This window comes from Streptomyces sp. NBC_00386 (assembly GCF_036063235.1).
GTDB lineage: Bacteria > Actinomycetota > Actinomycetes > Streptomycetales > Streptomycetaceae > Streptomyces.
In genome coordinates this window covers 6,187,393-6,213,167 of the sequence record NZ_CP107950.1, presented here as the reverse complement: position 1 = coordinate 6,213,167, position 25,775 = coordinate 6,187,393, and the positions used below count along the sequence as shown (strand labels likewise).

Here is a 25,775-nt window from a genome sequence, read left to right as displayed (position 1 = left end):
GGACCTGGGGGCTTGACCTGTGCGTCAGGATGTCAGGAACACATAAGGCATCTAAAGGGGAACCCAGAAATGAGCTTCAACCAGCCGGGCCCGTACGGCGGGCAGCCCCAGCAGCCCGGACCCTACGGCCAGCCGGGTGGCCAGCCGGGCCCTTACGGCCAGCAGCCGCCGGCTTCCCAGCCCGGTTACGGCTACCCCCAGCAGGCTCCCCCGGCGCAGCCCGGCTACGGCTACCCGCCGCAGGCTCCCGGTGTCCCGCCGCAGACTCCCCCGTACGGCCAGCCGCCCGCCTATGGGCAGCAGCCTCCCTACGGCACGGTCCCGATGCCGCCCGAGCCGTCCGGCGGCAAGAAGAAGACGGCTCTGATCATCGGCGGCGTGGCCGTGGTGGCGGCCATCGCGGTGGGCGCGTACCTCCTGTTCGGCGGCAGCAGCAGCGGCGCCGACGTGGCCGACGACGGCCCGCACAAGCTGACGACTCCCGCGTCCGTCCTCGGTGGCGAGTACAAGAAGTCCACCGACGGCAGCGACAGCAGTGGCGGCATGACCAAGGACGACCTGAAGGACGCCGAGGGCTGGGGCGTGAAGAGCCCCAAGGACGTCAACGCGGCCTACCAGTCGGGCGACAAGACCAACCCGCTGGCGATGAAGCAGATCTCGTTCGGCGGTGTCTGGGGAACCATCGACGACCCGGAGAAGGCCGTCGACAACATGTTCGCCGACATGAAGAAGAACCAGGAGAAGGAAGGCACCAAGGACGGCGAGCTCATCGGCAGCCCGAAGGCGTACACGCCGAGCGCGCTCGACGGTGCCGTCCTCAAGTGCCAGGAGATCAAGGTCAAGAACGACTCGTCGGGCACGGGTGCCGCCGGGCCGAAGGAGTTCACGATGCCGGTCTGCATCTGGGGCGACCACAGCACGCTGGGGTTCGTGATGCCGATCGACTTCGCGAGCATGATGGCAGGCAAGGGCAGCACGCCCGAGGCCGCGGCCGAGATCGCCGCGAAGCTCCGCAAGGACGTGCGGCAGAAGGTCTGACGTCACCCGCGGCAGGGCTCGACTCGTGGGGCGCGGCCATCGGGCCGGGCCCCACGCGGGCGTCGTACCGCTCCGGGTGAGACACCCCGGACCACGCTCCGGGTGAGACACCCCGGACCACGCTCCGGGTGAGACACCCCGGACGACGAAGAGGGGCGCCCGGCGATGGCTCGCCGGGCGCCCCTCTTCGCGTCTTTCGTGCGTCGTCTAGGCCGTCTTCTGCTCGCCGGGTCCGCCGCGGCGGGCGTCCCTCGGGATCAGGGTCGGGTTGACGTTGCGCAGGACCACGTCGGCGGTGATGACGACGCGGGCCACGTCCTTGCGGGACGGGACTTCGTACATCACGGCCTGGAGGACTTCCTCCATGATGGCGCGCAGGCCCCGGGCGCCGGTCTGGCGCAGGATGGCCTGGTCGGCGATGGCCTCCAGTGCCTCACGCTCGAAGTCCAGCTCCACGCCGTCGAGTTCGAAGAGGCGCTGGTACTGCTTCACCAGGGCGTTGCGCGGCTCGACCAGGATCTGGAGGAGGGCCTCGCGGTCCAGGTTGTGGACCGAGGTGATGACCGGGAGACGGCCGATGAACTCGGGGATCATGCCGAACTTGACCAGGTCCTCCGGCATGACGGCCTCGAACTGGTCCTTGGACTCCAGCTCGCGCTTCGAGCGGATCGTCGCACCGAAGCCGATGCCCTTCGCGCCGGCCCGGGACTCGATGAGCTTCTCCAGGCCCGCGAAGGCACCGCCCACGATGAACAGGACGTTCGTCGTGTCGATCTGGATGAACTCCTGGTGCGGGTGCTTGCGTCCGCCCTGCGGCGGCACCGAGGCCGTCGTGCCCTCGAGGATCTTGAGCAGGGCCTGCTGCACGCCCTCACCCGACACATCGCGCGTGATCGACGGGTTTTCGCTCTTACGGGCGACCTTGTCGATCTCGTCGATGTAGATGATCCCGGTCTCGGCCTTCTTGACGTCGTAGTCGGCGGCCTGGATCAGCTTCAGCAGGATGTTCTCGACGTCCTCGCCGACGTATCCCGCCTCCGTCAGCGCCGTCGCGTCGGCGATGGCGAACGGAACGTTCAGCATGCGCGCGAGGGTCTGGGCGAGGAGCGTCTTGCCGGAGCCCGTGGGGCCCAGCAGGAGGATGTTGGACTTCGCCAACTCGATGGCGTCCTCGCGGTTCTGGCCCGTGCTGTTCTCGCCGGCCTGGACGCGCTTGTAGTGGTTGTACACCGCGACGGAGAGGGCCTTCTTGGCCGACTCCTGCCCGACCACATACCCCTCGAGGAACTCGTAGATCTCGCGGGGCTTGGGGAGTTCCTCCCAGCGCACCTCGCTCGTCTCCGCGAGTTCTTCCTCGATGATCTCGTTGCAGAGATCGATGCACTCGTCGCAGATGTACACACCGGGGCCTGCGATGAGCTTCTTGACCTGCTTCTGGCTCTTGCCGCAGAACGAGCACTTGAGCAGATCGCCGCCGTCACCGATGCGTGCCACGGTGTGCTTCCCCTTCGCCTGGGAGTCGCCTGGATCCAGCGGCTCCTGGTGCTGCCTTATGTCCGACGGTACCTTGCCGAGCCCCTCGTTCGGGCCCCCCTTGGCGCGGTTCACTTTGTCGTGAACCGCGCCAAGGAGCGGCAGACGATACAGCGATACGTCACACGACCGCAGAGTTGTTCATCTTCCGGGTGGAGATGATCTGGTCGATCAGGCCGTAGGCCAGTGCGTCCTCGGCCGTGAGGATCTTGTCGCGCTCGATGTCCTCGCGGATCTTCTCGATCGGGGTCGTCGAGTGCTTGGCCAGCATGTCTTCGAGCTGACCACGCATCCGGAGGATCTCGTTCGCGGCGATCTCGAGGTCCGAGACCTGCCCGCGGCCGGTCTCGCTGTAGGGCTGGTGGATCAGCACACGGGCGTTCGGAAGCGCCATGCGCTTGCCCGGCGTACCGGCGGCCAGCAGGATCGCGGCGGCCGAGGCGGCCTGGCCCATGCAGACCGTCTGGACGTCCGGCTTCACGAACTGCATGGTGTCGTAAATGGCCGTGAGGGCCGTGAACGAGCCACCGGGGCTGTTGATGTAGACCGAGATGTCACGGTCGGGGTCCATCGACTCCAGGCACAGCAGCTGCGCCATGACGTCGTTGGCGGAGGCGTCGTCGATCTGCACGCCGAGGAAGATCACGCGCTCCTCGAACAGCTTCGCGTACGGGTCGTACTCACGCACGCCCTGCGAGGTGCGCTCGACGAAGCGCGGGATGACGTAGCGGGACTCCGCGCGAGGACCGGTGTACTCGGCCTGCGTGCGGGCGAAGAGGCCGCTGCCGGGGAAGTCGTTCACTGTGTCTCCTGAAAAGCCTGAAAAGGGCTGAGCGGTCGGCTGAGGGCGCGCTGGGGGCCTGACCCCACCCGAGGGCGGGAAGAGGCCCCGCGCCGCCCTCGGGGGCGCTGGAGGGGCTTACGCCGCCCCGGTGCCGCCGCCGCCCGGCATGCCGGCAGCGGTGGGCATGATGTCGTCGATGAGGCCGTACTCCTTGGCCTCGATCGGGTCGAACCAGCGGTCGCGGTCCGAGTCACGCGTGACCTGCTCGACGGTCTGACCGGTGTGGAAGGCGGTCAGTTCCGCCATCCGCTTCTTGGTGTGCAGCAGCCGCTCGGCGTGGATCTTGATGTCCGACGCGGAGCCGGCGAGACCCGCGGAGGGCTGGTGGATCAGGATCTCGGCGTTCGGCAGGGCGAAGCGCTTGCCGGGCGTACCGGCGCTGAGCAGGAACTGGCCCATCGAGGCCGCCATGCCCATGGCGATCGTCACCACGTCGTTCTTGATGTACTGCATGGTGTCGTAGATCGCCATGCCGGCCGTGATCGATCCGCCGGGGCTGTTGATGTAGAGGTAGATGTCCTTGTCCGGGTCGGAGGCAAGGAGCAGCAGCTGTGCCGTGATCTTGTTGGCGATGTCGTCGTCGACCGCCTGGCCGAGGAAGATGATCCGCTCGCCGAGCAGTCGGTTGTAGACCTGGTCGCCGAGGCCACCACCGATAGGGTCGCCGGCAGCTGTGGGCATCAGATTCGTCACGTATCCACCTGCTCGTCTTGCGACGGCGCCGGGCCGTCTCACGTCTTCTGCAGGGGCCTGGGACCCCGGGTTCCGCGCCGCCTCCCGACGGCGTCCGGAGACTCCCCTGCCCTCGTATTCATGGACCCTAACGCGCGGGTCCCCCCGGGGAATCCCGCAGAGGGAACTGTTCGCTGTGAGCGCATGCGCCGCGCCGGCCCGACCGGGCTCCCGGGGCCGCCCCTGGAGGGGCTGGGGGCCTCTGTGCCGGGCCTGCCGCGTTCACCGGCGCGGGTCGGCCGCGCGCCCCCGATGGCCGTACCCGTGGGGCGCCGGGGGCCAGGAACGCGGCTGCGGCCGGGTGAGGGCTGCTCGCGCGGTTCCTCGCCCCCGAAAAGCCCGATGGGCCCCGGGGGACAAAGCGCCCCGGGGCCCATCGACGTACTTGCTCACACGCGAGGCGATCAGGCCTCGGTGTTCTCCTCGGCCTCGGCCTCGGTGGCGGCCTCGGTGGCCTCGACGGTCTCGGCCGTCTCGTCCTCCTCGTCGTCCAGGTCGACGATCTCGCCGTTGGTGTCCTTGACCGTGGAGGCCTCGACGACGACCGCGAGGGCCTTGCCGCGGGCGACCTCGCCGACGAGCATCGGGACCTGGCCGCCCTCGACGACGGCCTGGGCGAACTGGTCGGGGGACATGCCGGAGGAGGCCGCGCGACGCATGAGGTGCTCGGTGAGCTCCTCCTGGTTGACGTTCAGCTTCTCCTTGTTGACGAGCTCGTCAAGGACGAACTGCGTCTTGATGCCCTTGACCGCGGCTTCCTTGGTCTCGGCGTCGAACTCTTCCTCGGTCTTGCCCTGGATCTCCAGGTACTTCGCGAGGTCGAGGCCCATCTGGCCGAGCTGGTGGTGCTCGAGGTTGTGCTTACGGGTGTTGATCTCGTCCTCGAGCAGCTTCTCGGGGACCGGCACCTCGACGAGCTCCAGCAGCTTCTCCAGGACGCGCTCCTGGGCCTGCGTGGCCTGGTCGAACTGCTTCATGTTCTCGAGGCGCTTGCGGCTGTCCGCCTTGAGCTCGTCGAGGGTGTCGAACTCGGAGGCGAGCTGCGCGAACTCGTCGTCCAGCTCAGGCAGTTCACGCGCGGCGACCTGGGTGACCTTGACGGTGACCTCGGCCTCCTTGCCGGTCGCGGAGCCGCCCTTGAGCTCGGAGGTGAAAGCGGCCTCGCCACCGGCCTCCAGGCCCTTCACGGCGTCGTCGATGCCCTCGAGCAGCTCGCCGGAGCCGATGGTGTACGAGACACCGCTGGCGACACCGTCCTCCAGGACCTCGCCGTCGACCTTGGCCTCGAGGTCGAGGGTGACGACGTCCTCGTCCTGGGCGGCGCGCTCGACCGGCGAGGTCGAGGCGAAGCGCTCGCGCAGTTCGGAGACGGCCTTCTCGACGTCCTCGTCGCTGACCTCGATGGCGTCGACCTCGACCTCGATGCCGGAGTAGTCCGGGATCTCGATGGTCGGGCGGACGTCGACCTCGGCGGTGAAGTTCAGCGTCTCGCCGTCCTTCAGCTCGGTGATGTCGACCTCGGGCTGGCCGAGGACGTTCAGCTCAGCCTCGTTGACCGCTTCGGTGTAGAACTTCGGGAGCGCGTCGTTGACGGCTTCTTCGAGCACGGCGCCTCGACCGAACCGCTGGTCGATGACGCGCGCCGGGATCTTGCCCTTCCGGAACCCCTTCACCGTGACCTGCTGGTTGATCTTCTTGTACGCCGCGTCGAGGCTGTCCTTGAGCTCCTCGAAGGGCACCTCGACAGTGAGCCGAACCCGAGTCGGGTTCAGGGTCTCCACGGCGCTCTTCACGGTTCGGTCTCCTTGTGGCTGACTTCTTGGGGGGTTCTGCTGCGTGCTGTTGCCGGCCAGGCAGAGCCCTGGGCGGATTCCGCGGCCCTTGAGAGACGCACACACTGCAGACATACGGGCACGCAGCTTGCATAGTAACCGCAGGCGGTACACGCCCCAAAAGGTGATCTTGTCCGGGCGGATCCTTCGCGGGTCCTGCCGGTGGTCGGGGTGGCGGGATTTGAACCCACGGCCTTCCGCTCCCAAAGCGGACGCGCTACCAAGCTGCGCCACACCCCGTCGGTGCGACACGTAGGGTACATGCCCGCAGACAGTGCGGCTGCCGCATTTCGCGAGCTCCGGCGCGGACGGGAACGGGGTGTGCATTGCGGGCCGTCGACCCGCTACGATGCATTCTGTGCCGCGGTCGCTGACCTGCGGCGCATGCTGTGCGGGCGTAGCTCAATGGTAGAGCACTAGTCTTCCAAACTAGCTACGCGGGTTCGATTCCCGTCGCCCGCTCCAAAAGACGTAGAGCCAGGCCGGAGGATGGATTCCCCGCCTGGCTCTCGTCGTTTCCGGGGGCTGTTCCGGTCCGCCGTGTTCCCCTCGCAGCCCGTGGCTTCCGGACCCGAGGGCGCGGATTCCCGGGCGCGGGGGTTTCGGGCGCGGAGATGTCCGCGGCCGGAGCGCGCCCGGCGTGGGCCGCGCCGGGCGCACGCCGGCGTCGGGCGCTTTTCGCCGTGCCCCGTTCAGAAACTGATCGAGTTGATGGTCTCCGCTATCGAGTCGAGGAACCGGTTGATGGACGGAGCCATACCGGTCGACGCGAGGAAGAAGCCGAAGAGCACCGCGACGATGGCGGGTCCCGCCTTGATGGATCCCCCTCGGATCAGCACCACGAGGATGATCGCCAACAGCAGCACCACTGACAGCGAAATGGCCACAACTGATCACACCCTACGGTCGGTCGCTCTCCCGGCCCGGGGGTGCAGCCCCGCACACCCCCGCCAGAACCATCGTGCCACCAACCGGCCACTCGTATGCGGCAGGTGACGCATCGTTGGCCCGGGGTGGACCCCGGGGCGAGCCTGCGTCCCACCGGTACAGCCCCGTCCCGCGCCGCCCGCGCCGCACCGGGAAACAGGCGGGACACGGCCTCGCAGCGTAATTCGAAGGCACGCCGCGGCGGCGAATTCCCGACGACCGTTGCTGTGTCCACACATCCCGTTCGCAGGTAATTCGAATTGTTGCCACAGGCACACCACGAGCGTTACATACGGGTGCCCAAAAGTACCCCAACCGGACATATAACCAGAGTCGCCCGCGGGTGTTATGTACCGTTTAGTCAGCATGAATCATGACAGAACGCCCTTCACCGGTAAGCGAATCGATATACGGAACCACTTGCGGATCGGCAGGCACACATCTCCGAATCCTGGGTACGCGCAGACGATAAGCAGGAATGACATCGGGCGTTTTACGAGAACGCACAGACGACGCTAGGGTGCCTCAGATGTTCCACGCCGCCACGCCCCCCGTTCGCGCAGCGAGGTCCGGAGACTTCTCCCTGAATTCTTGGCGGGAGAGCCTGTGACCAACTCGCTCCGACCCCACGGCCACCACAGATCACCGCTCCCCCCGGCCCAGCGGCCGGCGGACGGAGTGCCGAGCCCGCGCTCGCCCGGGACGTCCGCGACGGCGCTCGCGGCGACGGGTACCACACCGGGCGCCAAGCCCGCGAAACAGCGCGACGCCTTCTTCGACAACGCCAAGTACCTGGCGATCGTGCTCGTGGCCATGGGTCACGCGTGGGAGCCGCTGAAGGGCGGGAGCCGCGTCCTGGAAGCGCTGTACACGGTCGTGTACGCCTTCCACATGCCGGCCTTCATCATCATCTCCGGCTACTTCTCGCGCAGCTTCGACATGCGCCCCGACCGCCTGAAGCGGCTGGTCACCGGCGTGGCCGTACCGTACGTCCTGTTCGAGACGGCGTACTCGCTCTTCGACCGCTTCGTCTGGGACGCCCCGGACCAGGCGATCAGCCTGCTCGACCCCTGGTACCTCACCTGGTTCCTGGCCGCGCTGTTCGTCTGGCGGCTGACGACCCCCGTGTGGAAGCTGGTCCGCTGGCCCCTTCCGCTGGCGGTGTGCCTCGCCCTGCTCGCGTCCGTCTCACCCGAGATCGGTGACGACCTGGACCTTCAGCGGGTGCTGCAGTTCCTGCCGTTCTTCGTCCTCGGTCTGTTCATGAAGCCCGAGCACTTCCAGCTGGTGCGCCGCCGCGAGGTGCGCATCCTGTCGGTGCCGGTCCTCGCCGCGGCCCTGCTCGTGGGCTACTGGGCGGTTCCCCGGATGAACACCGCCTGGTTCTTCCACCGCGACAGCGCGCAGGAGCTGGGTGCCCCCTGGTGGGCCGGTGTCTTCATGACGCTCGCGCTCTACTGCTGCTCGCTGGTGCTCACCGTGTGCTTCTTCGCCTGGGTGCCGCGGCGCACGCTCTGGTTCACGGCGCTCGGCGCGGGCACGCTGTACGGCTATCTGCTGCACGGTTTCGTCGTCAAGGCGTCCGAGCACTGGGGCTGGTTCGACCACGGGTGGCTGCACAAGCCGCTCGGCGAGCTGCTCGTGACGGTGTTCGCGGCCGCGCTCGTCACCGCCCTGTGCACCCGGCCCGTCCAGCGGATCTTCCGGTTCTCGATGGAGCCGAAGATGGCGTGGGCGTTCAAGCGGGACCCGGCGGAAGCCGCCCGGGAGCGGGCCAAGGCCGGCGTGTAGCCGCCGGGGCGTGGCCGCGGCCGGCGACCGCGTGGCCGGCCGACGGACGAGACACCTACGAGAAGGGCGGGCCCGGATACTGCGGGCCCGCCCTTCTCCGTGTCGGCGCTCAGCCCGGCGGCAGCCCCAGCAGGGTCCGCATCGTCGCGTACTTCCTCGTCAGACGGGCCCGGGTGTGCTCGTCGAGGACCGCGAGCCGGCGCGGGTCGGAGTTGTGCGCCAGGTCGGACGCCTTGACCAGCAGGGCGCCCCGGGTGCCGCGGATGCGTCGCGCGTACGACTCGGGGGGCTCGCCGTCCACCTTGGTGAGCGCCCGCACGATGTCCTTCGTACCCGGGCTCAGCGCGGCCTCGTCCAGCCAGTCCTCGGTGAGGGCGTCGTCCTCGACGGCGTCGTGCAGCCAGGCCGCCGCTATCTGCTCGTCGTCACCGCCGCGATCACGGACGCCGTCCGCCACGGCCTGGAGGTGCTCGGCGTACGGCCGGCCGGCCTTGTCCGTCTGGGCCGCGTGCGCCGCGCGGGCGAGCGCTTCGACTTCGGCCAGGGTCAGGAGAGGTCGGGTCACGCGATCAGTGTCTCCTCGGTACGGGCCGCCGCTTCGGGAGCAGGAATCGGCGGGGGCGGTCAGCGTACCGGGGCCAGAGCGTCGCGGCAGATGAGAAGGAGGGCCCGGTCGTCGTTGACGTCCCTGGCCACTGCCTCGATGAGGTGCCAGGCGGCGCCGTGGAAGCCGCCGGCGACATAGCGGTCGGCCTCCCCGGTGAGCCGGTCGATGCCCTCGACGATGTCCCGGTCGGCGGTCTCGACCAGACCGTCCGTGAACAGCATGAGCACGTCCCCGGGCCGCAGCGAGCCCTTCACCGGGTCGAACTGGGCGCCGTCGTACACACCCAGGAGGGGGCCCTCGGCGACCTTCTCCTCCCAGCGGCCGCTGCCCGCGCTGAGTTGGAGGCCCGGCGGGTGTCCGGCCGAGAAGAGCTCGTAGTCGCCCGAGTCGAGGTCGAGCACCAGATGGATCGAGGTCGCGAAGCCCTCGTCCCAGTCCTGGCGCAGCAGATAGCCGTTCGCGGCGGGCAGGAAGGCGTGCGGCGGCAGGGAGCCGAGGAGGCCGCCGAAGGCCCCGGACAGCAGCAGGGCACGGGAGCCCGCGTCCATTCCCTTGCCGGACACGTCGGTCAGGACGACTTCGAGGGTCCGGCCGCCGTTCGTACGGGCGGCCACGACGAAGTCCCCGGAGAAGGACTGGCCGCCCGCCGGGCGCAGCGCCATCTCGCGGTGCCAGCCCACCGGCAGCTTCGGCAGCTTGCTCTGCACGCGGATGCGTTCGCGCAGGTCGAAGAGCATGGTGCCGCCGCGCCGCCAGGGCACACCCACGCGGCTGCGGAACTGTGCGATCAGCAGTCCGAAGAAGCCGCAGGCCGCGACCACCAGGACCACTCCGGGTGTCACCCGGGAGGGGCCCTCCGTGTACGGCCCGAGCTTCACGGACTCCACTATCAGCGCGGTGGCGGCGGCCGCGTACAGCCCGAGCAGGCTGGCGGGCCGCAGCAGCAGTCCGCCGGCCACGATCGGCAGGACCAGGGCGGCGGGTGAGCACCACACCGAGTTGACCAGGGTCGTGGAGGCGATCACCGGGATCATGATCAGCAGACCGGCCAGCGCGATCCAGTCGGAGCCGTCCCCGCGGAAGTAGTCGACGGCGGATCTGCGCAGCCCTGTGCGGGCCCGGTGCCATTGCATCTTCAACCGGGCCGTGAACGTATCGGCTTCAGCGCGCCGCGCTCGTCCTGCTGCCATTAGTTCGGGACCCTATCCATCGGACCAGGCGCTTGGCACGGGAGGTCCCACTTGTCCCCCTCCTAGCGCTCAACTTCACACAGAACTGCACCGGCACATTCCGGTCGGGGGCCGTCGCGGCCCGGCGAAATTGCCTCGCTCGTACCGCATTGCCCTGGTAGGCATGGGCCATGACGACTGACGTTCGGGTGCTGCGGCAGGCCGACTGGGACGAATGGTACGAGAACCTGATCCGCGCGTTCGGAGGTGTGGCGGAGTCGTCCGAGGAGCGCGAACTGTGGAACGCGCTCACAGAGTACGACCGTTCGCTGGGCGTGTGGGACGGGAAGAACTGTGTGGGTACGGCGGGGGCCTTCTCCTTCCGTGTCACGGTCCCGGGCGGCGCCTCGGTTCCGGCGGCCGGCGTCACGATGGTGAGCGTCGCCGCCACGCACCGGCGGCGCGGGGTGCTCACCGCGATGATGCGCCGCCAGCTGGACGACGTGCGGGCCGCGGGTGAGGCGCTCGCCGTCCTGGTCGCGTCGGAGCCGATGATCTACGGACGGTTCGGCTACGGCATCGCGACCTCGTCGATGAGCGCCGAGATCGACACCGCCCGCGTACGACTGTCCGTACCGCCCGGGACGGACGACGTACGGCTGCGCTACACGGCGCCCGAGGATGCGCTGGAGGCGTGCGAGGCCGTGTACGCGCGGATCGTGCCGCGGCGGCCCGGGATGCTGGCCCGCCGGCCCGGCTGGCAGCGGCTCATGCTCCTCGACCCGGCGAGCGAGCGGAACGGCGCCTCGCCGTTGCAGTGCGTGGTCGCCGAGCGGGACGGCGAGGTGGTGGGGTACACACGCTTCCGGGTCAAGCCGGAGTGGGGCCCGGCCGGGCACAACGGCGCGGTGACGATGGTGGATCTGGAGGGGCTGGACCCGGCGGCGCGGGCCGCGCTGTGGCGGTTCCTCTTCGGCATCGACCTGACGTCGACGCTGCGGACCCGGGGCCGCCCGGTGGACGAGGCCTGGCAGCACCTGGTCTCCGACATCCGCCGCTGCCAGTTGCGGGTGAAGGACTCGCTGCATGTGCGGCTCGTCGAGGTGGGGGCCGCGCTGGAGGCGCGGACCTATCAGGCCCCGGTGGACGTGGTGTTCGAGGTCGAGGACTCCTTCTGTCCCTGGAACGAGGGGCGTTGGCGGCTCACCGGCGACACCAAGGGAGCGGTGTGCGCGCGGACCGAGGACGCCCCGGATCTCGCCCTGTCCGCGCGGGAGTTGGGGGCCGCTTATCTGGGCGGTGTGTCGCTGGCCTCGCTCGCGGCCGCCGGCCTGGTGCGTGAACTGCGGCAGGGGGCGCTGGCTGAGGCCTCGACGGCGTTCGCCTCGGTGGTCGCCCCCTGGCTGCCGCACGGGTTCTAGGGCCTGTCACCTTCGACGACGACCCCGGTCCGGTCTGGCCCGGCCCGGTCTGGCCCGGTCCGGGGCGATCCGTCCGACCCGGTCCGGTCCAGCCCTCCGGCCGGCCCGGTGAGGTCCGTCGGGATTCAGGCTTTCTGGCAGGCCGGGCACCAGAAGAGATTGCGGGCGGCGAGATCGGCGGTGCTGATCTCGCCGCCACAGATGTGGCAGGGCATGCGGGCCCTGCGGTACACGTAGACCTCGCCGCCGTGGTCGTCCACGCGCGGCGGGCGGCCCATGGCCTCGGGGGTGTGCTCCGGACGAACCGTGTCGATGCGGTTGTTGCGGACGCCCTCGCGCATGAGGTCCACGAGGTCGGCCCAGATCGCGTCCCACTCCGTGGTGCCGAGGTCCTTCCCCGCACGGTACGGGTCGATGCCGTGCCGGAAGAGGACCTCCGCGCGGTAGACGTTGCCCACACCCGCGATGACCTTCTGGTCCATCAGCAGCGCGGCGATCGTCGTACGGCTGCGGGCGACCCGGCGGTAGGCCGCCGCGGGATCGGCGTCCGGGCGCAGCGGGTCCGGGCCGAGGCGGTCGTGTATCGCGTGTTTCTCGTCGTCCGTGATCAGTGCGCAGGTGGTGGGGCCGCGCAGGTCGACGTACGCGGTCTCGTTCACGAGACGCAGGCGGACGGTGTCCGTGGGCGGCGGGGCGGGTGTGCCGCCGAATCCGACCTTGCCGAAGAGACCGAGGTGGATGTGGATCCACCGCTCCGGACCGAACCCGAGGAAAAGGTGCTTGCCGTGGGCCTGCGTCGCGGTCAGGACCGACCCGTCGAGGAGGGCCGCGGCGTCACCGAACCTGCCCTGGGGGCTGGTGACGCGGACACCGCGGCCGCCGAACGCGGCGAGGTAGTCCTCCGCGAGCCGGTGAATGGTGTGCCCCTCGGGCACCGTTCCTCCTGCTGTCTCTCTCGTACGACGGACAGGCGACCCGGCGACAGGCGACCCGGCGGTCCGACGGCTCGACGGTTCGCCGACCCCTCGGACTGCCGACCCCTCGGACTTACGGATCTGCGGCCCGTCGGTGCTACGCCTGCGGCTGCTGCGGGTGGTGGGCCGGGATCGGCGGGAGTTCCCGGGTCGTCTCGTAGTCCGCGAGCATCTCGATGCGGCGGACGTGGCGCTCCTCGCCGGTGAAGGGCGTGTTGAGGAAGGTCTCGACGAACTTCGTCGCCTCCTCCTCGGTGTGCATACGGGCGCCGACGGAGATGACGTTCGCGTTGTTGTGCTCGCGGCCCAGCGCGGCGGTCTCCGCGCTCCAGGCGAGGACGGCCCGTACGCCGGCGACCTTGTTCGCGGCGATCTGCTCGCCGTTGCCGGAGCCGCCGATGACGACACCGAGGGAACCCGGGTCGGCCACGGTGCGCTCCGCCGCACGGAGGCAGAACGGCGGGTAGTCGTCCTGGGCGTCGTAGATGTGGGGCCCGCAGTCGACGGGCTCGTGGCCGGCGGCCTTGAGCCACTCGACGAGGTGGTTCTTCAGTTCGAGACCGGCATGGTCGGATCCGAGATACACGCGCATGGTCCGAGTGTGACACGGCCGTTTCGGGTCGGCCGCGCCGGGTCCCGCCTCGCAAAACCGCGACCCAGCCTACAGAACCTCAAGGAAACCTCAAGTAACGATCTGGATTCAAAGGTTCACGAATTCGATTGCCTCCGTTTCACTGGACCAACTTGTACGCCGTTCCTCACAACGGACCGGTGGGCGCTCCGTACACCGCTCGTACGGGTTGGGCGCTCTGTACGGGAATCTGCTCATCCGGCGCAAAGGAATCCCCCTCATGACCTCGCAGCCGACCCCCACGAAGGCCGCACAGGCCTCCGGAGGCCCCGGAGAACCCGGCAACGGCCTCCAGGCCGGGCTCAAGAACCGCCATCTGTCGATGATCGCCATCGGTGGCGTCATCGGTGCAGGACTCTTCGTCGGCTCCAAGGCCGGCATCGCCACCGCGGGCCCCGGCATCCTTCTCTCGTACGCCCTCGTCGGCACGCTCGTGGTGCTGGTGATGCGGATGCTCGGTGAGATGTCCGCCGCCAACCCGACCTCGGGCTCGTTCTCCGCGCACGCCGACCGCGCGCTCGGCCGCTGGGCCGGCTTCTCCATCGGCTGGCTGTACTGGTTCTTCTGGGTCGTGGTGCTGGCCGTGGAGGCCACCGCCGGCGCGGACATCCTCGAAGGATGGATTCCCGCGGTACCTCAGTGGGGCTGGGCGCTCATCGTGATGGTGGTGCTGACGGCCACCAACCTGGTCTCCGTCGGCTCGTACGGCGAGTTCGAGTTCTGGTTCGCCGGGATCAAGGTCGTGGCGATCGGCGCGTTCATCGTCGTCGGCGGCCTCGCGATCTTCGGTGTGCTGCCCGGTGTCGACGCCGAGAAGGCCGGGTTCGGGAATCTGACCGACCACGGCGGATTCCTTCCGCACGGCCCGGGCTCGATCCTCACCGGTGTGCTGCTGGTCGTCTTCTCCTTCATGGGCAGCGAGATCGCGACCCTCGCCGCCGGTGAGTCCGAGGACCCGCAGCGGGCCGTCACCAAGTCGACGAACAGCATCATCTGGCGTATCGCCGTCTTCTACCTGGGCTCGATCCTCGTGGTCATCGCCCTGCTGCCGTGGAACGACCCGTCGATCGCGGACAAGGGCTCGTACGTCGCCGCCCTGGACTCCCTCGGTATCGACCACGCCGGTCAGATCATGAACTTCATCGTGCTGACGTCGGTGCTGTCCTGCCTCAACTCCGGCCTCTACACCGCCTCCCGCATGGCGTTCTCGCTCGGTCAGCGCGGGGACGCGCCGAAGGCGTTCGCCAGGACCACACGGCGCGGTGTGCCGATGACCGCCATCGTCGTCTCGGTCGTGTTCGGCTTCGTCGCCGTCTTCTTCAACTACAAGTTCCCGGACTCGGTCTTCCTCTTCCTGGTCAACTCCTCCGGTGCGGTGGCCCTGTTCGTGTGGCTCGTCATCTGCTTCTCGCAGCTGCGGATGCGGAAGATCATCCAGCGCGAGGCGCCGGAGAAGCTCGTCGTGCGGATGTGGCTCTACCCGTATCTGACCTGGGCGACGGCCGCGATGATCGTCTTCGTGCTCGGCTACATGCTGACCGACACCGAACACGACGGCCGGGAGACCGTGCTGCTGTCGCTGCTCGTCGCGGCGATCGTGCTGGTCATCGCGTTCGTCCGGCAGAAGACCGGTGCGGCTGCCCGTACTTCCGCGCAGCCGGTCGCGAGCGACTCCCGCGAGGAGACCCGGGCCGAGGTCGGTGCCTGACCCGCCACCGAAGCCCGAGTGAGGAGGGGCCCGCGGCCGACCGCCGCGGGCCCCTCCCTGCCTTCTCCCGCACGCTCGCCTCCGCCTTTCTCTCCACCTTCCTCCCTGTCTCCTTCTCCGCCTTCCTCCCCGACCTTCCCGCCCTTCCCGCCGGGCCGTCGCCGCGGAGGCGCTCACAGCACGGTGAAGCTGGTCTTGACCCGGTCGTAGACCGTGAGGGCCCGGTCCTCGATGTCCTGGTGGTACCAGGTGTTGATCTGGTACGACTTCCCGTCGGCGTCGAAGCCGAGCAGCCGCGCGTGCCAGCTCACGCCCTCGAGCGTGAAGGTGTACTCCCAGACGACCGCGGTCCGGCCGCGGAACGTCGTCTGCGCCAGCCGGATCTTCCGGTAGTCCCGCCCCTGGCGGGCGTTCCGCTCGGAGGTCGTCCAGGTGTCCAGGAGATTCCCCTTGGCGAGGGACGACTTGGCCGCCAGCTCCTGGGTGCCGTCGGGCGAGGTGTAGTGCACCTCGGAACCGGTCTGCGGATCGCGCCGCCAGCCCTTGGGCGTCGCCCAGGCGTAACCGCCGGCTTCGCGGTGCGCTCCCGGGGGAAGGCCGGGCGGGCGTGAGGTGCCCTCGACGGTGGGGGCCGGGGACGACGGGCCTACGGCGCCGGAGGCGGTCGACGCGGACGAGCCCGTCGCGGCACCCGCGCCACCGGGCGATCCGCCGGTCATGGCCACGACGGCCCAGGCGACGGCTCCCGCCGCGACGACCCCGGCGGCGGCGAACCCGATGCGACGCCGGACACGGAACCCGCTCCGGCCCCGATCCCGGTCCCGGTCCTGGTCCTGGTCCTGATCGCGGCTCCGGCTCTGGCTCTGGCCCTGGCTCTCGCCCTGTCCCTGTCCCTGGTCATGACTCCGGCTCCGGGTGCCCGCGGAACCGGACGGTACGGCGGGATCCGGGAGTTCGTCCGGCGCCCGCACCACGGGCACGGGTGTCGTGGGCCGTCGGGAGGGAACGCCCGAGCCGGGCTCCGCGCGCGGTCCGGAGGCGACTTCGGTGGAGGCGTTGGCGGCCGCCGGTGGACCGGGGTCCCGGGCAGCGCCTTCGCTTCCGGGGCGGGATCCTCGTCCGGGGTCGGATCCTGGTCCTTGGGCTGGTCCGGGTCGCGGGTCCGATCCGGGTCGCGGGTCCGGGAGGGGTTGCAGGTCCGATCCAGGTCGCGGGTCCGGGGTGGATACGGGAGCGGGGTCCGCAATGGTCGTGGGTTCCCGGCGGCGCAGGTCGCTCGTCTCGTCGCGCCGTTCGTGCGCGGTCCCGTGCCCGGACGTGGCGGCCACCTCGTGCTCGGGCGACACGACTGTCGGTGGTCCGGCGGGGCCCGGGGTGCTCGTGCCCCGCGGGCCGACGAACTCCGCGAGTGCCGCCTCCAGTTCCTCCAGGCCGGGCCGTGCGGTCGGGTCCTTCTCCAGAAGGGCGGCCAGGATCTCCCGCAACCCCGCTGCCCCGGAGGGGAGTTCGGGCTCCTCGTAGAGAACGGCGTGCAGCGTCGCGAGGGTCGTGGAACGGGAGAACGGGGAGCGGCCGCCGAGGGCCGCACAGAGCGTGGCGCCGAGGGACCACACGTCGGAGGGCGGGCCCTGCGGGCGGCCGGAGATCCGCTCGGGCGCCATGTAGTCGGGGGAACCGACCAGCATGCCGGCCATGGTGAGCGCCTCGGCGTCCTGAAGCGCGGCGATGCCGAAGTCGGTGAGGACGACTCGGTTCCGTCCGGTGCCCTCGATCAGTACGTTGCCCGGCTTGATGTCGCGGTGCAGCACACCCTGGGCGTGCACCTGTCGCAGCGCCCCGACCAGTTCGAGGCCGACGCGGGCCGCCTCGCGCGTGTCCAGCGGCCCGTCCTCGACCACCATCCGTTCGAGTGAGCGGCCGGCGACGAGCTCCATCACGATCCACAGCCGCTCCCCCGCGTCCACGACGTCGTAGACGCGGACGACGCCCGGATGGTCGATCCGGGCCGTCGCCCTCGCTTCGCGCAGGGTGCGTTCCCGGCGGGTTCGGGTGTCCTCCGGATCAAGTCCGTCTATGCGCATTTCCTTGACCGCGACCTGCCGGTCGAGCATTTCGTCGGCGGCTCGCCACACCCGCCCCATTCCCCCCTGCCCAATACTCTCGACCAGCCGATAACGTCCGGTCACCAATAATCCCGGAACACCACCCTGGACATTCGCCGACAATCCCTGCACCCCCTCAACAGCAATCACCATCGCCCGTCACAACGGAACCACAATGGTCACACTTCGGGCCGTACCAGCATAGTGCGGAGAAATCTTGTGGTACCTCTTCAAGTACTGCGAATTCAGGCGCAGCCAAGGGGGGCGAACATGAGTTCTCGTCGGACGGCCACCATTACGGGATCCCTGCTCACGGCATGCTTCTCGACCGTGATGATTCTTTCCTACTCCGCCGCGGCGGACGACCGGGGACCGGGGAGCGGCAAGGGCGGAAAGGCGGTGGACGAAGCTCCTGCGGGCGTGAAGGTGACCACGCTGCTGCCGGAGAAGATCTCGGTCGACAACAGTACTCAAAAGACGGCTGTCACCGCCACGGTGAAGAACGAGGGAACCAAGGAGAGCGGCGATATCAGGCTACTGGTGGTCGGATTCGACGGCCTGAAGGTCAAGAACGTCAAAGGCTGCACCGCCATGACCGAAAAGAATCTCCCCAAGGGGTCGAACAGCGGTTTCATCTGTTCCACGGGGAATCTCGCGGTGGGTGAATCGAAATCGTACGACGTCGAGGCGACGTTCGATCTGAGCAGGGCCGGCAGTATCTGTCTCCCGGTCCAGACGAGCGACGGGAAGAAGACGTACTGGCAACAGGGCCCGGTCCCGTTCGGTACGACGAATCCGTCCCCGAACGCCCCCGCGACCCCGCTGTTGCTGGGCACCGACAACAAGCCGGTGGCACCGGGCGGCGACCGGCTGCCGAGGACCGGTCCCGGAGCCGAGGCCGTGCCGCTCGGCATGACGGGCGCGGCGCTGATGTCGGCCGGAGCGGCGGGGCTGTGGTGGGCCGGCCGCAGGCCGCGACGGGAAGCCTGACCGCCGGGCGCGGCACGCGCCGGGAACGCGCGAAGGCCCGCCGGGTCCGGTCGGAAACCGGCCCGGCGGGCCTCGTACGCGCGGCCGCCGCGTCTCGGACGCGAGCGTCGGGCGGGCGGTGACGTCAGCCGACGGGCGGTGACGTCATGGCCGGTGAGGGCGTCGCCTCACCGGCGTGGACGTCACTTCTTGTCGACGAGCTTCCACGCGGCGGGCAGGATGCCCATCGCCAGGGCGGCCTTGAGGGCGTCGCCGATCAGGAACGGGGTGAGGCCCGCCGCGACGGCCGCGCTCGCCGACATGCCGGTGGCCAGGGCCAGGTAGGGAACACCGATCGCGTAGATGATCGCCTCGCCGAGCAGCATCGTGCCCGCCATGCGCAGCACGGAGCGGTCGGCGCCGCGGCGCGCCAGGGCACCCACGACGGTCGACGCGAGCAGCATGCCGAGGATGTAGCCGAAGGACGGTGCCGAGGCGCCGGAGCTTCCCTGCGCGAACCACGGGACGCCGGCCATGCCCACGAGCGCGTACACCGCGAGCGAGAGGAAGCCGCGGCGCGCGCCGAGCGCCGTGCCGACGAGCAGCGCGGCGAAGGTCTGGCCGGTCACCGGCACCGGGGAACCGGGGACGGGCAGCGAGATCTGGGCGGCGAGCCCGGTGAGTGCGGCACCGCCGAGCACGAGGGCGGCGTCACGGACGCGGGAGGCCGGAAGAAGGTCGGCGAGGACCTCGCCGGGTCGGGAGGGCGTGGCGACAGCGGTGCTCATGAGGACTCCGGCGAACAGGGGTTACCCCCTCGGCCCATGGGAGGGCCCGGGGGAAGGACAGGTGGGAACACGGCGACGCTATCCCAGGGGTCCACGGGTGATCACCGTCAGCGATCGACAAAGCGCGGATCCGGGGCTTGGTGGGCTCCTTACAAAGAGTGCCTGGTACACCTGCCCGAAGGTGATGCTGGTCACTGAGGTGAAGTCGTCTGCGCAACGGGACGGTTCGGGGCCGGGACTGTGGAGACTCACCAAAGGCCACATCGAGCGTCGCGTCGTCGGGCGTACGGAGTGTCCGGTCCTTGGGCGTTCCTGGCAGGTCCCCCGGCCAACCCCTACCCTTCACCCCATGGTTCCCCAGGCCCTGAACTTCGCGTCGCGTCGCTATGTCGACCTGCGACGCCAGGGCACTGCCACCTGTCGCCGCCCCTCCTGAGGCGGGACGGAGCGGATCCGGCCCGCCGGGACGAGACCACAGCGGACCACACCAGGCGCATGCCGCACCCGTTGCGGCGTGGCGTACGTGACGGCGCTCGGCCGGACCAGCTCCCGAGGAAGAACTCCATGGCCAGTACGGTGGCACCCCCTTCCACATCCACTCCCTCCCCCGTCCTCGACCGGCGCCGGGCGAGCGCCAGCGTGATCCTGCGGTCGGTGCTGGAGCACGGGCCGGTCGCGCGCAGCACCATCTCCCGGCTGACCGGGCTCTCCCCGGCGTCGGTGACCGACTACTGCGCCCGGTTCACCGAGCGGGGCCTGATCCGGGAGGCCGCGGCGCCCCGGCGGTCGGGCGGGGTCGGGCGGCCGCACCTCCCGGTCGACCTGGACCACTCCCGTTTCGTGGTCGGCGGGGTGCACGTGGCCGTGCCGTACACGACCGTCGCGCTGCTCGACCTGCGCGGACGGGTTCTCGCCGAGAGGCGTCTGCGGCACGACCGCACCGAGCCGGGCCTCGTTCTCGCGAACGCCGCCGACGCGATCACCGCTCTCCTCGCCGGTGTCCCCGGCCGTACCGCCCTCGGCATCGGTGTGGCGGCCGGCGGCTGGGTGGACCCGGACTCGGGGACGATCGTGGAGCACCCGCTGCTGGGCTGGCGTGACGTGGCCGTCCGGGAGGCCGTCGGCGCGCGCACGGGACTGCCGGTCCATGTGGACGGCCACGCGCGGGCGTTGGTCAACGGGGAGCGGCTGTTCGGGCGGGCCAGGGGCAGCCGGAGCGTGCTGCATCTCTTCGTCGGCAACGTGGTGGACGCCGCCTTCGCCACCCACGACCAGGTGCACTACGGACCTCGCTCGCAGGCCGGCTCGATCGCCCATCTGCCCCTGACGGGCGGGTCGGAGCGGTGCGACTGCGGCCGGACGGGGTGCCTCCAGGCCGAGCTGAGCGAACGGACGCTGTGCCGGCGGGCCCGGGAGCTCGGTGTCACGGACGGCTCGAATCCGATGCATGTGGTCGCTGCGGCCGCCTCCGGCGACCCGCTGGCCGTGGGGCTGCTGACGGAGCGGTCCCGGATGGTCGGGCGGGCGGCGGGGCTGCTGCTCGACGTGCTCAACCCGGAGACGGTCGTCGTCACCGAGATAGGGGTCATGCACCGGGAGGACTGCCTCGGCGCGCTGCGCGAGGCGGTGGGACCGGAGCGGGCGTCCGCGGTCGTCCCCACCAGCTTCCCCGATTCGGTGCTCGCCGTGGCGGGCGGGTCGGTCGTTCTCGACGTCCTGTACCGCGATCCGCTGGGTTCCCCGGGCTCGCGGCCGGGCCCTTCGGACTGCCCACCAGGCGCTAATTAATTCAGAAAGTCGGAATGTTGACAGGGCTCGTTCCCGGACAGGAGCATCATGGGCATGAGCAGCGCGCGGGTGCAGGTTCCGCTCACCAAGTGCCGTGTGGTCGACCTGATGCGGGTCGCACGCACACGTTGTTGCTGACCCCTTGTCGCTGACCGGTCGCCACTGACACTTCGTCACCGGCACCGTGTCACCGATCCTTCGAGACGCCGATCCGCTGACGCGCTGATCCGTCGACCGGCCGGTCCCTTCTCCGGCCGGCCTCTTCTCCGACTGGTCCGCCGAAGCGCCCGGGTGTGTTCCGCGGCCTTCGACCCGAGGGCCTCCCGGCCGTCGTCACGCGTTCACGCGTCACACCGCCCCGCCGAGGGCCGGCCGGCCGACGCCCTCCGTCGCGCGGGCCGTCCGGCCGTCGTCGTCCCGGTCGCCCGTCTCCTCCGCCACGCCACCGGCGTGTGTCCTTTCGGCGCGCTTGCGTCCCTTCCGGCTTCGCCCTGCCCGGAACTTCGCGCGCTCTCCCGTCACTTGGAATCCCCGGAGTCCTTCCATGCCACCACTGTCCGCACGGTCAACGCGCTCCTCCTCGCCCCTGTCCGCGTCCGGTGTCGACCGGCGCGTGTTCCTGTCCTCCCTCATCGGTGTCGCGGCCGCGGCCGGACTGAGCGGATGCGCCGGTGCCAGTGCGGCCGGCAGCCGGTCCCAGGGGGACCTGTCGGCGCCCCTGTCCGCCAAGGTGCCGCGGGGCACCAAGCTCTCGATCGCCTCCTACCAAGGCGTCCAGGAACTCCAGTTGAAGCTCGCGGGGCTGGGCGGACTGCCGTTCGCCGTCTCCGACTGGGTGAACATCGGCGCCGGACCCGATGTCATCAACGCCTTCCGCTCCAAGTCCCTGGATGTCGGCAACAACGCGGGCATCCCGCCGATCCAGGCGCACTTCCAGGGTTTCGACGCGAAGATCGTCGCGATCAACATCACCCGCAAGCCCAACTACCTGTTCGCCACCAAGCCCGGCAGCGACATCCGGGACGTGCGCGGGTTCAAGGGGAAGAAGCTCGCCTTCTCCCAGGGCCAGGCGCAGGGTGTCGTGCTGCTGCGCGCCCTGAAGCAGGCCGGCCTCGCCTACGACGACGTGAACCTCGTACCGCTGACCAGCAACCAGTTCCTCACCGCGCTCCAGGCGGGCCAGGTGGACATCGCCCCGCTCGCCAACAGCCAGGTACCGGCCTATCTCAAGCAGTACGGGTCCAAGGGCGCCCACACCATCGCCACCGACGTGGTGGACCTGCTCAACCTGCTCTGGGCGCCGTCGTCGGTGCTGGCCGACCACGCGAAGGCGGCCGCGGTCGCCGCGTACATCCCGCGCTGGGCCAAGGGCCAGGTGTGGGCGTACGAGCACCCCGACGCCTGGAACGAGGAGTTCTACGTCAAGACGCAGAACCTGACGCTCGCGCAGGCCCAGTCGATCACCGAGCTCGCCAACAAGCCTTTGTTCCCGCCGAGTTGGGACGAGGCCGTCAAGTGGGAGCAGGAGACCGCCGATCTGCTGGCCGAGGGCGGCTTCGTGAAGGGGTTCAAGGTCGACTCGCTCTTCGACCGGCGCTTCGAGGACATCGCGGCCAAGGCCGTGACCGCGGAATACCGGAGGTGACGGCCATGACGACCAGAATCACGACCACGACCACGGACCGGACCGCGACCACCGCCACGGACCGGACCGCGACCGGGGCCCCGCATCCCTCACCGCCGGCCGGGGCCGCCCTCCCCTCACCGTCGACCGCGGTCACGGACGACACCGCGACCGACGCCGGAACCGGCACCGGATCGCCGCCGGCCACCGCTCCGGCCGTACCGGACAGGACGGAACCGGCCGAGACGGACGTACTCGAAGCGAACGCCGTCGACGGGTCCGGAACCGGCGGTCGCCGGTTCCGCCGGGCTCCCCGTGCCCGGCGCCGCGGGCTCGCGCCCGGCAAGCGGCTGCCGGCCTCGCGGCTCATCGGTCCGGCCCTGTTCCTCGCCCTGTGGGCCGTGGCGTCCGCCGCGGGACAACTGGATCCCGGCGCGATCCCCGCGCCCTGGACGGTGCTGAAGACCACCGGTCATCTGTGGACCGACGGCACACTGCCCACCGACGTGCTGACGTCCCTGGAGCGCGCGGGATACGGGTTCGCGTTCGGCCTGACCGCCGGCGTCCTGCTCGCCCTCGCGTCCGGGCTCAGCCGGGTCGGCGAGGCGCTGATCGACGGGACCGTACAGCTCAACCGGGCGATCCCGACCCTCGGTCTGATCCCGCTGTTCATCCTCTGGCTGGGCATCGGCGAGACCTTCAAGATCGCGATCATCGCCATCGTCGTCTACATCCCGATCTACCTGAACCTGCACTCCGCCCTGTCGGGCATCGATCACCGGTTCGTGGAACTCGCGGAGGTCCAGGGGCTGTCGAGGCTCCGCTTCGTCCGGGAGATCGTGATCCCCGGCGCGCTGCCCGGCTTCTTCGTCGGGCTGCGGCTCGGGGTGACCGGCTCCTGGCTCTCCCTGGTCGTCCTGGAGCAGATCAACGCCACCAGCGGCCTCGGCTACATGATGTTCCAGGCCCAGAACTACGGCCGGACCGACATCATCCTCGTCGGCCTGCTGATCTACGGCATCTTCGGGCTCGTCTCCGACAGCGCGGTTCGTCTCATCGAACGAAAGGTGCTGTCGTGGCGACGCACACTCAGCAGCTGACCCGCTCCCACACGGTCCGACTGCGCGGGCTCACCAGGTCGTTCGAGGGCCGCACGGTGCTCGACCAGGTCGACCTCGATCTCCCGGCGGGCCAGTTCACCGCCCTGCTGGGCCACAGCGGCTCCGGCAAGAGCACGCTGCTGCGCGCCATCGCCGGTCTCGACCACGGCGTGGCCGGGAGCGGGGAGCTCACCGCCCCGGAGCGGGTGTCCGTCGTCTTCCAGGACTCCCGGCTGCTGCCGTGGCGCCGCGTCCTCGACAACGTCCTGCTGGGCGCGGACGGCCGGGAGGCCGCGGACAAGGGCCGCTCCGCCCTCGCCGAGGTGGGGCTCGCGGGCCGCGAACGGGCCTGGCCCAACGAGCTGTCCGGCGGCGAGGCCCAGCGTGCCGCCCTGGCCCGCTCGCTCGTCCGGGAACCCGAACTGCTGCTGGCCGACGAGCCGTTCGGGGCGCTGGACGCGCTCACCCGGATCCGTATGCATGTGCTGCTCCGCGAACTGTGGGAGCGCCACCGGCCGTCCGTGCTGCTCGTCACGCACGACGTGGACGAGGCGATCGTGCTGGCCGACCGGGTGCTCGTGCTCGACCACGGCCGCATCGGCGTCGACCTGACCATCGACCGCCCGCACCCCCGCTCGTACCGCGATCCGCTGCTCGGCGAATACCGCGAGCGGCTGCTGAACGCCCTCGGGGTCACCGAGGACCTGACAGGAGCGCCGGCGAACGGCGCGGCCGGGCAGGACGTGTCCGCGCACCCGAAGGAGAAGCACCTGTGACCAGCCCGCGCCGGCTCCATCTCAACGCCTTCCTGATGAACACCGGCCATCACGAGGCCTCCTGGCGGCTCCCGGAGAGCGACCCGTACGCGCACGTCGAGACGGCCCACTACGTGCGTCTCGCGCGGATCGCCGAACGCGGCACCTTCGACTCCCTCTTCCTCGCCGACGGCCCGGTCCTCTTCAACAGCGTGGGTCAGCGCCCCTCCGGCTCGCTCGAACCCATCACCCTGCTCACCGCGCTGGCCACCGCGACCGAGCACATCGGCCTGATCGCCACCGCCTCCACGTCCTACAACTCCCCCTACAACCTGGCCCGCAGACTCGCCTCCCTCGATCACATCAGCGGCGGCCGCGCGGGCTGGAACATCGTGACCACGGCGGGCGCGGAGGCCGCCCGCAACTTCGGTCTCGACGACGAGCCCGCGCACGCCACCCGCTACGAGCGCGCCGCCGAGTTCCTGGACGTGGCGCTCAAGCTCTGGGACAGCTGGGAGGACGACCTCGTCCTCGCCGACAAGGCGGCGGGAGTCTGGGGCGACCCCGGCAAGATCCATCCCGCGCGTCACAAGGGGACGTACTTCAGTGTGGAGGGCGCCCTCAACGTGCCCCGCACACCGCAGGGTCACCCGCTTCTCGTGCAGGCGGGCTCCTCGGAGGACGGCAAACGGTTCGCGGCCCGGTACGCGGAAGCGGTGTTCACCGCCCAGCAGACCCTCGCGGACGCCCAGGACTTCTACGCGGACCTCAAGTCCCGTACCGAGCGGGCCGGCCGGAACCCGGACCACATCAAGGTTCTGCCCGGCATCGTCCCGGTCATCGGCTCGACCGAGGCGGAGGCGCGCGCCCACGAGCGGGTCCTGGAGGACCACATCGTGTACGAGCACGGGGTGAACCGGCTCGAACACCTGCTCCATCTGGAGCCGGGGACGCTCCGCCTCGACGCACACCTGCCCGCCGACCTGCCGCCGGAGAGCTCGATCGAGGGGGCGAAGAGCCGCTACACCCTCGTCGTGGAGCTCGCCCGGCGCGAGCGGCTCACCGTCCGCGAGCTGATCGGCCGGCTCGGCGGCGGGCGGGGCCACCTGACCTTCGCCGGCACACCCGAGCAGGTCGCCGACGCGATCGAGGAGTGGTTCCGCGGCGGCGCCGCCGACGGATTCAACATCATGCCGGCCGTGCTGCCGTCGGGGCTCGACCTCTTCGTGGACCACGTGGTGCCGATCCTGCGCGACCGGGGTCTGCTCCGCCGGGAGTACGGGCCCCGGCAGACCCTGCGGGAGCGCTACGGCCTCCCGCGCCCCGCCAACCGGTACGCGACCACGACGGCGCCCACACCCCCCGCACCGGCGCCCGCACCCGCCCCGGCGGTCGCGTCCGCCCTCGCCTGACCCCGCTCACACCTGCCCGAACCGCCGAAC

21 protein-coding genes and 2 tRNA genes are annotated in these 25,775 nt (G+C 70.0%); 11 read left to right on the top strand and 12 right to left on the bottom strand.

Annotation, left to right across the window (positions count from 1 at the left end; genetic code table 11):
- The first annotated feature begins 69 nt into the window (after positions 1-69).
- On the top strand, positions 70-1,038 hold the full coding sequence (locus tag OG780_RS27305; RefSeq protein ID WP_328452475.1) for a hypothetical protein: 969 nt from the start codon (positions 70-72) through the stop codon (positions 1,036-1,038).
- Between the two features lie 207 nt (positions 1,039-1,245).
- On the opposite strand, the gene clpX is transcribed toward OG780_RS27305, so the two are convergent.
- From clpX to OG780_RS27280, 5 genes are all read right to left on the bottom strand, one after another.
- Complete coding sequence (gene clpX, locus OG780_RS27300; protein ID WP_151471405.1) at positions 1,246-2,532, bottom strand: ATP-dependent Clp protease ATP-binding subunit ClpX; 1,287 nt, start codon at positions 2,530-2,532, stop codon at positions 1,246-1,248.
- A 160-nt stretch (positions 2,533-2,692) separates the two neighbouring features.
- Positions 2,693-3,373, bottom strand: coding sequence for an ATP-dependent Clp protease proteolytic subunit (locus OG780_RS27295; RefSeq protein WP_328452471.1), 681 nt, complete (start codon positions 3,371-3,373; stop codon positions 2,693-2,695).
- A gap of 117 nt (positions 3,374-3,490) precedes the next feature.
- Complete coding sequence (locus OG780_RS27290; protein ID WP_149513863.1) at positions 3,491-4,096, bottom strand: ATP-dependent Clp protease proteolytic subunit; 606 nt, start codon at positions 4,094-4,096, stop codon at positions 3,491-3,493.
- 455 nt (positions 4,097-4,551) lie between these two features.
- Positions 4,552-5,940, bottom strand: a complete 1,389-nt coding sequence (gene tig / locus OG780_RS27285; protein WP_328452469.1) for a trigger factor — start codon at positions 5,938-5,940, stop codon at positions 4,552-4,554.
- Between the two features lie 202 nt (positions 5,941-6,142).
- Positions 6,143-6,219 (bottom strand) — tRNA-Pro (locus OG780_RS27280).
- Between the two features lie 151 nt (positions 6,220-6,370).
- Here OG780_RS27280 and OG780_RS27275 point away from each other — a divergent pair.
- Positions 6,371-6,444 (top strand) — tRNA-Gly (locus OG780_RS27275).
- 227 nt (positions 6,445-6,671) lie between these two features.
- Here OG780_RS27275 and OG780_RS27270 read toward each other — a convergent pair.
- Positions 6,672-6,866: a hypothetical protein gene (locus OG780_RS27270; RefSeq protein WP_010986847.1), complete on the bottom strand. Its 195-nt coding sequence runs from the start codon at positions 6,864-6,866 to the stop codon at positions 6,672-6,674.
- A 646-nt stretch (positions 6,867-7,512) separates the two neighbouring features.
- On the opposite strand from OG780_RS27270, the gene OG780_RS27265 reads away from it, so the two are divergent.
- Positions 7,513-8,697 (top strand): acyltransferase family protein, encoded by a 1,185-nt coding sequence (locus OG780_RS27265; RefSeq protein WP_328452467.1) that lies wholly within the window; start codon positions 7,513-7,515, stop codon positions 8,695-8,697.
- Positions 8,698-8,806: 109 nt separating this feature from the next.
- Here the strand turns inward: OG780_RS27265 and OG780_RS27260 are convergent, their stop codons facing one another.
- Complete coding sequence (locus OG780_RS27260) at positions 8,807-9,262, bottom strand: HD domain-containing protein (protein ID WP_328452465.1); 456 nt, start codon at positions 9,260-9,262, stop codon at positions 8,807-8,809.
- A 59-nt stretch (positions 9,263-9,321) separates the two neighbouring features.
- Positions 9,322-10,494, bottom strand: coding sequence for a PP2C family protein-serine/threonine phosphatase (locus OG780_RS27255; RefSeq protein WP_328452463.1), 1,173 nt, complete (start codon positions 10,492-10,494; stop codon positions 9,322-9,324).
- Positions 10,495-10,664: 170 nt separating this feature from the next.
- On the opposite strand from OG780_RS27255, the gene OG780_RS27250 reads away from it, so the two are divergent.
- Positions 10,665-11,894, top strand: coding sequence for a GNAT family N-acetyltransferase (locus OG780_RS27250; RefSeq protein ID WP_328452461.1), 1,230 nt, complete (start codon positions 10,665-10,667; stop codon positions 11,892-11,894).
- A 125-nt stretch (positions 11,895-12,019) separates the two neighbouring features.
- Here the strand turns inward: OG780_RS27250 and OG780_RS27245 are convergent, their stop codons facing one another.
- Entirely contained in the window at positions 12,020-12,829 is an 810-nt protein-coding gene (locus OG780_RS27245) for an Fpg/Nei family DNA glycosylase (RefSeq protein WP_328452459.1), read from the bottom strand.
- Positions 12,830-12,965: 136 nt separating this feature from the next.
- Positions 12,966-13,460 carry a ribose-5-phosphate isomerase gene (locus OG780_RS27240; RefSeq protein ID WP_328452457.1) on the bottom strand — a complete coding sequence of 165 codons (495 nt, stop codon included), beginning with the start codon at positions 13,458-13,460 and terminating at the stop codon, positions 12,966-12,968.
- 259 nt (positions 13,461-13,719) lie between these two features.
- Between OG780_RS27240 and OG780_RS27235 the strand changes: the two genes are divergently transcribed.
- Complete coding sequence (locus OG780_RS27235) at positions 13,720-15,207, top strand: amino acid permease (protein ID WP_328452455.1); 1,488 nt, start codon at positions 13,720-13,722, stop codon at positions 15,205-15,207.
- A 173-nt stretch (positions 15,208-15,380) separates the two neighbouring features.
- On the opposite strand, the gene OG780_RS27230 is transcribed toward OG780_RS27235, so the two are convergent.
- Complete coding sequence (locus OG780_RS27230; RefSeq protein WP_328452453.1) at positions 15,381-17,393, bottom strand: serine/threonine-protein kinase; 2,013 nt, start codon at positions 17,391-17,393, stop codon at positions 15,381-15,383.
- Between the two features lie 186 nt (positions 17,394-17,579).
- Between OG780_RS27230 and OG780_RS27225 the strand changes: the two genes are divergently transcribed.
- On the top strand, positions 17,580-18,299 hold the full coding sequence (locus tag OG780_RS27225) for a hypothetical protein (protein WP_328452451.1): 720 nt from the start codon (positions 17,580-17,582) through the stop codon (positions 18,297-18,299).
- A gap of 182 nt (positions 18,300-18,481) precedes the next feature.
- Here the strand turns inward: OG780_RS27225 and OG780_RS27220 are convergent, their stop codons facing one another.
- Positions 18,482-19,066 carry a biotin transporter BioY gene (locus tag OG780_RS27220; protein ID WP_326787781.1) on the bottom strand — a complete coding sequence of 195 codons (585 nt, stop codon included), beginning with the start codon at positions 19,064-19,066 and terminating at the stop codon, positions 18,482-18,484.
- Positions 19,067-19,630: 564 nt separating this feature from the next.
- Between OG780_RS27220 and OG780_RS27215 the strand changes: the two genes are divergently transcribed.
- From OG780_RS27215 to OG780_RS27195, 5 genes are all read left to right on the top strand, one after another.
- Complete coding sequence (locus OG780_RS27215; protein ID WP_328452447.1) at positions 19,631-20,854, top strand: ROK family transcriptional regulator; 1,224 nt, start codon at positions 19,631-19,633, stop codon at positions 20,852-20,854.
- 544 nt (positions 20,855-21,398) lie between these two features.
- Positions 21,399-22,499 (top strand): ABC transporter substrate-binding protein, encoded by a 1,101-nt coding sequence (locus OG780_RS27210; protein ID WP_328452445.1) that lies wholly within the window; start codon positions 21,399-21,401, stop codon positions 22,497-22,499.
- Between the two features lie 5 nt (positions 22,500-22,504).
- On the top strand, positions 22,505-23,578 hold the full coding sequence (locus OG780_RS27205) for an ABC transporter permease (RefSeq protein WP_328452443.1): 1,074 nt from the start codon (positions 22,505-22,507) through the stop codon (positions 23,576-23,578).
- Positions 23,554-24,354 (top strand): ABC transporter ATP-binding protein, encoded by an 801-nt coding sequence (locus OG780_RS27200; RefSeq protein WP_328452441.1) that lies wholly within the window; start codon positions 23,554-23,556, stop codon positions 24,352-24,354. Before OG780_RS27205 ends, OG780_RS27200 begins: the two co-directional genes overlap by 25 nt.
- Positions 24,351-25,745 (top strand): LLM class flavin-dependent oxidoreductase, encoded by a 1,395-nt coding sequence (locus OG780_RS27195; protein WP_328452439.1) that lies wholly within the window; start codon positions 24,351-24,353, stop codon positions 25,743-25,745. Before OG780_RS27200 ends, OG780_RS27195 begins: the two co-directional genes overlap by 4 nt.
- Positions 25,746-25,775: the final 30 nt, after the last annotated feature.

Bases quoted from the DNA above. Each gene is read 5' to 3' on its own strand.
- OG780_RS27235 (WP_328452455.1), top strand. From the start codon at position 13,720: ATGACCTCGCAGCCGACCCCCACGAAGGCCGCACAGGCCTCCGGAGGC.
- OG780_RS27250 (WP_328452461.1), top strand. From the start codon at position 10,665: ATGACGACTGACGTTCGGGTGCTGCGGCAGGCCGACTGGGACGAATGG.
- OG780_RS27240 (WP_328452457.1), bottom strand. From the start codon at position 13,460: ATGCGCGTGTATCTCGGATCCGACCATGCCGGTCTCGAACTGAAGAAC.
- OG780_RS27205 (WP_328452443.1), top strand. From the start codon at position 22,505: ATGACGACCAGAATCACGACCACGACCACGGACCGGACCGCGACCACC.
- OG780_RS27305 (WP_328452475.1), top strand. From the start codon at position 70: ATGAGCTTCAACCAGCCGGGCCCGTACGGCGGGCAGCCCCAGCAGCCC.
- OG780_RS27215 (WP_328452447.1), top strand. From the start codon at position 19,631: ATGGCCAGTACGGTGGCACCCCCTTCCACATCCACTCCCTCCCCCGTC.
- OG780_RS27210 (WP_328452445.1), top strand. From the start codon at position 21,399: ATGCCACCACTGTCCGCACGGTCAACGCGCTCCTCCTCGCCCCTGTCC.
- OG780_RS27220 (WP_326787781.1), bottom strand. From the start codon at position 19,066: ATGAGCACCGCTGTCGCCACGCCCTCCCGACCCGGCGAGGTCCTCGCC.
- OG780_RS27225 (WP_328452451.1), top strand. From the start codon at position 17,580: ATGAGTTCTCGTCGGACGGCCACCATTACGGGATCCCTGCTCACGGCA.
- OG780_RS27290 (WP_149513863.1), bottom strand. From the start codon at position 4,096: ATGCCCACAGCTGCCGGCGACCCTATCGGTGGTGGCCTCGGCGACCAG.
- OG780_RS27255 (WP_328452463.1), bottom strand. From the start codon at position 10,494: ATGGCAGCAGGACGAGCGCGGCGCGCTGAAGCCGATACGTTCACGGCC.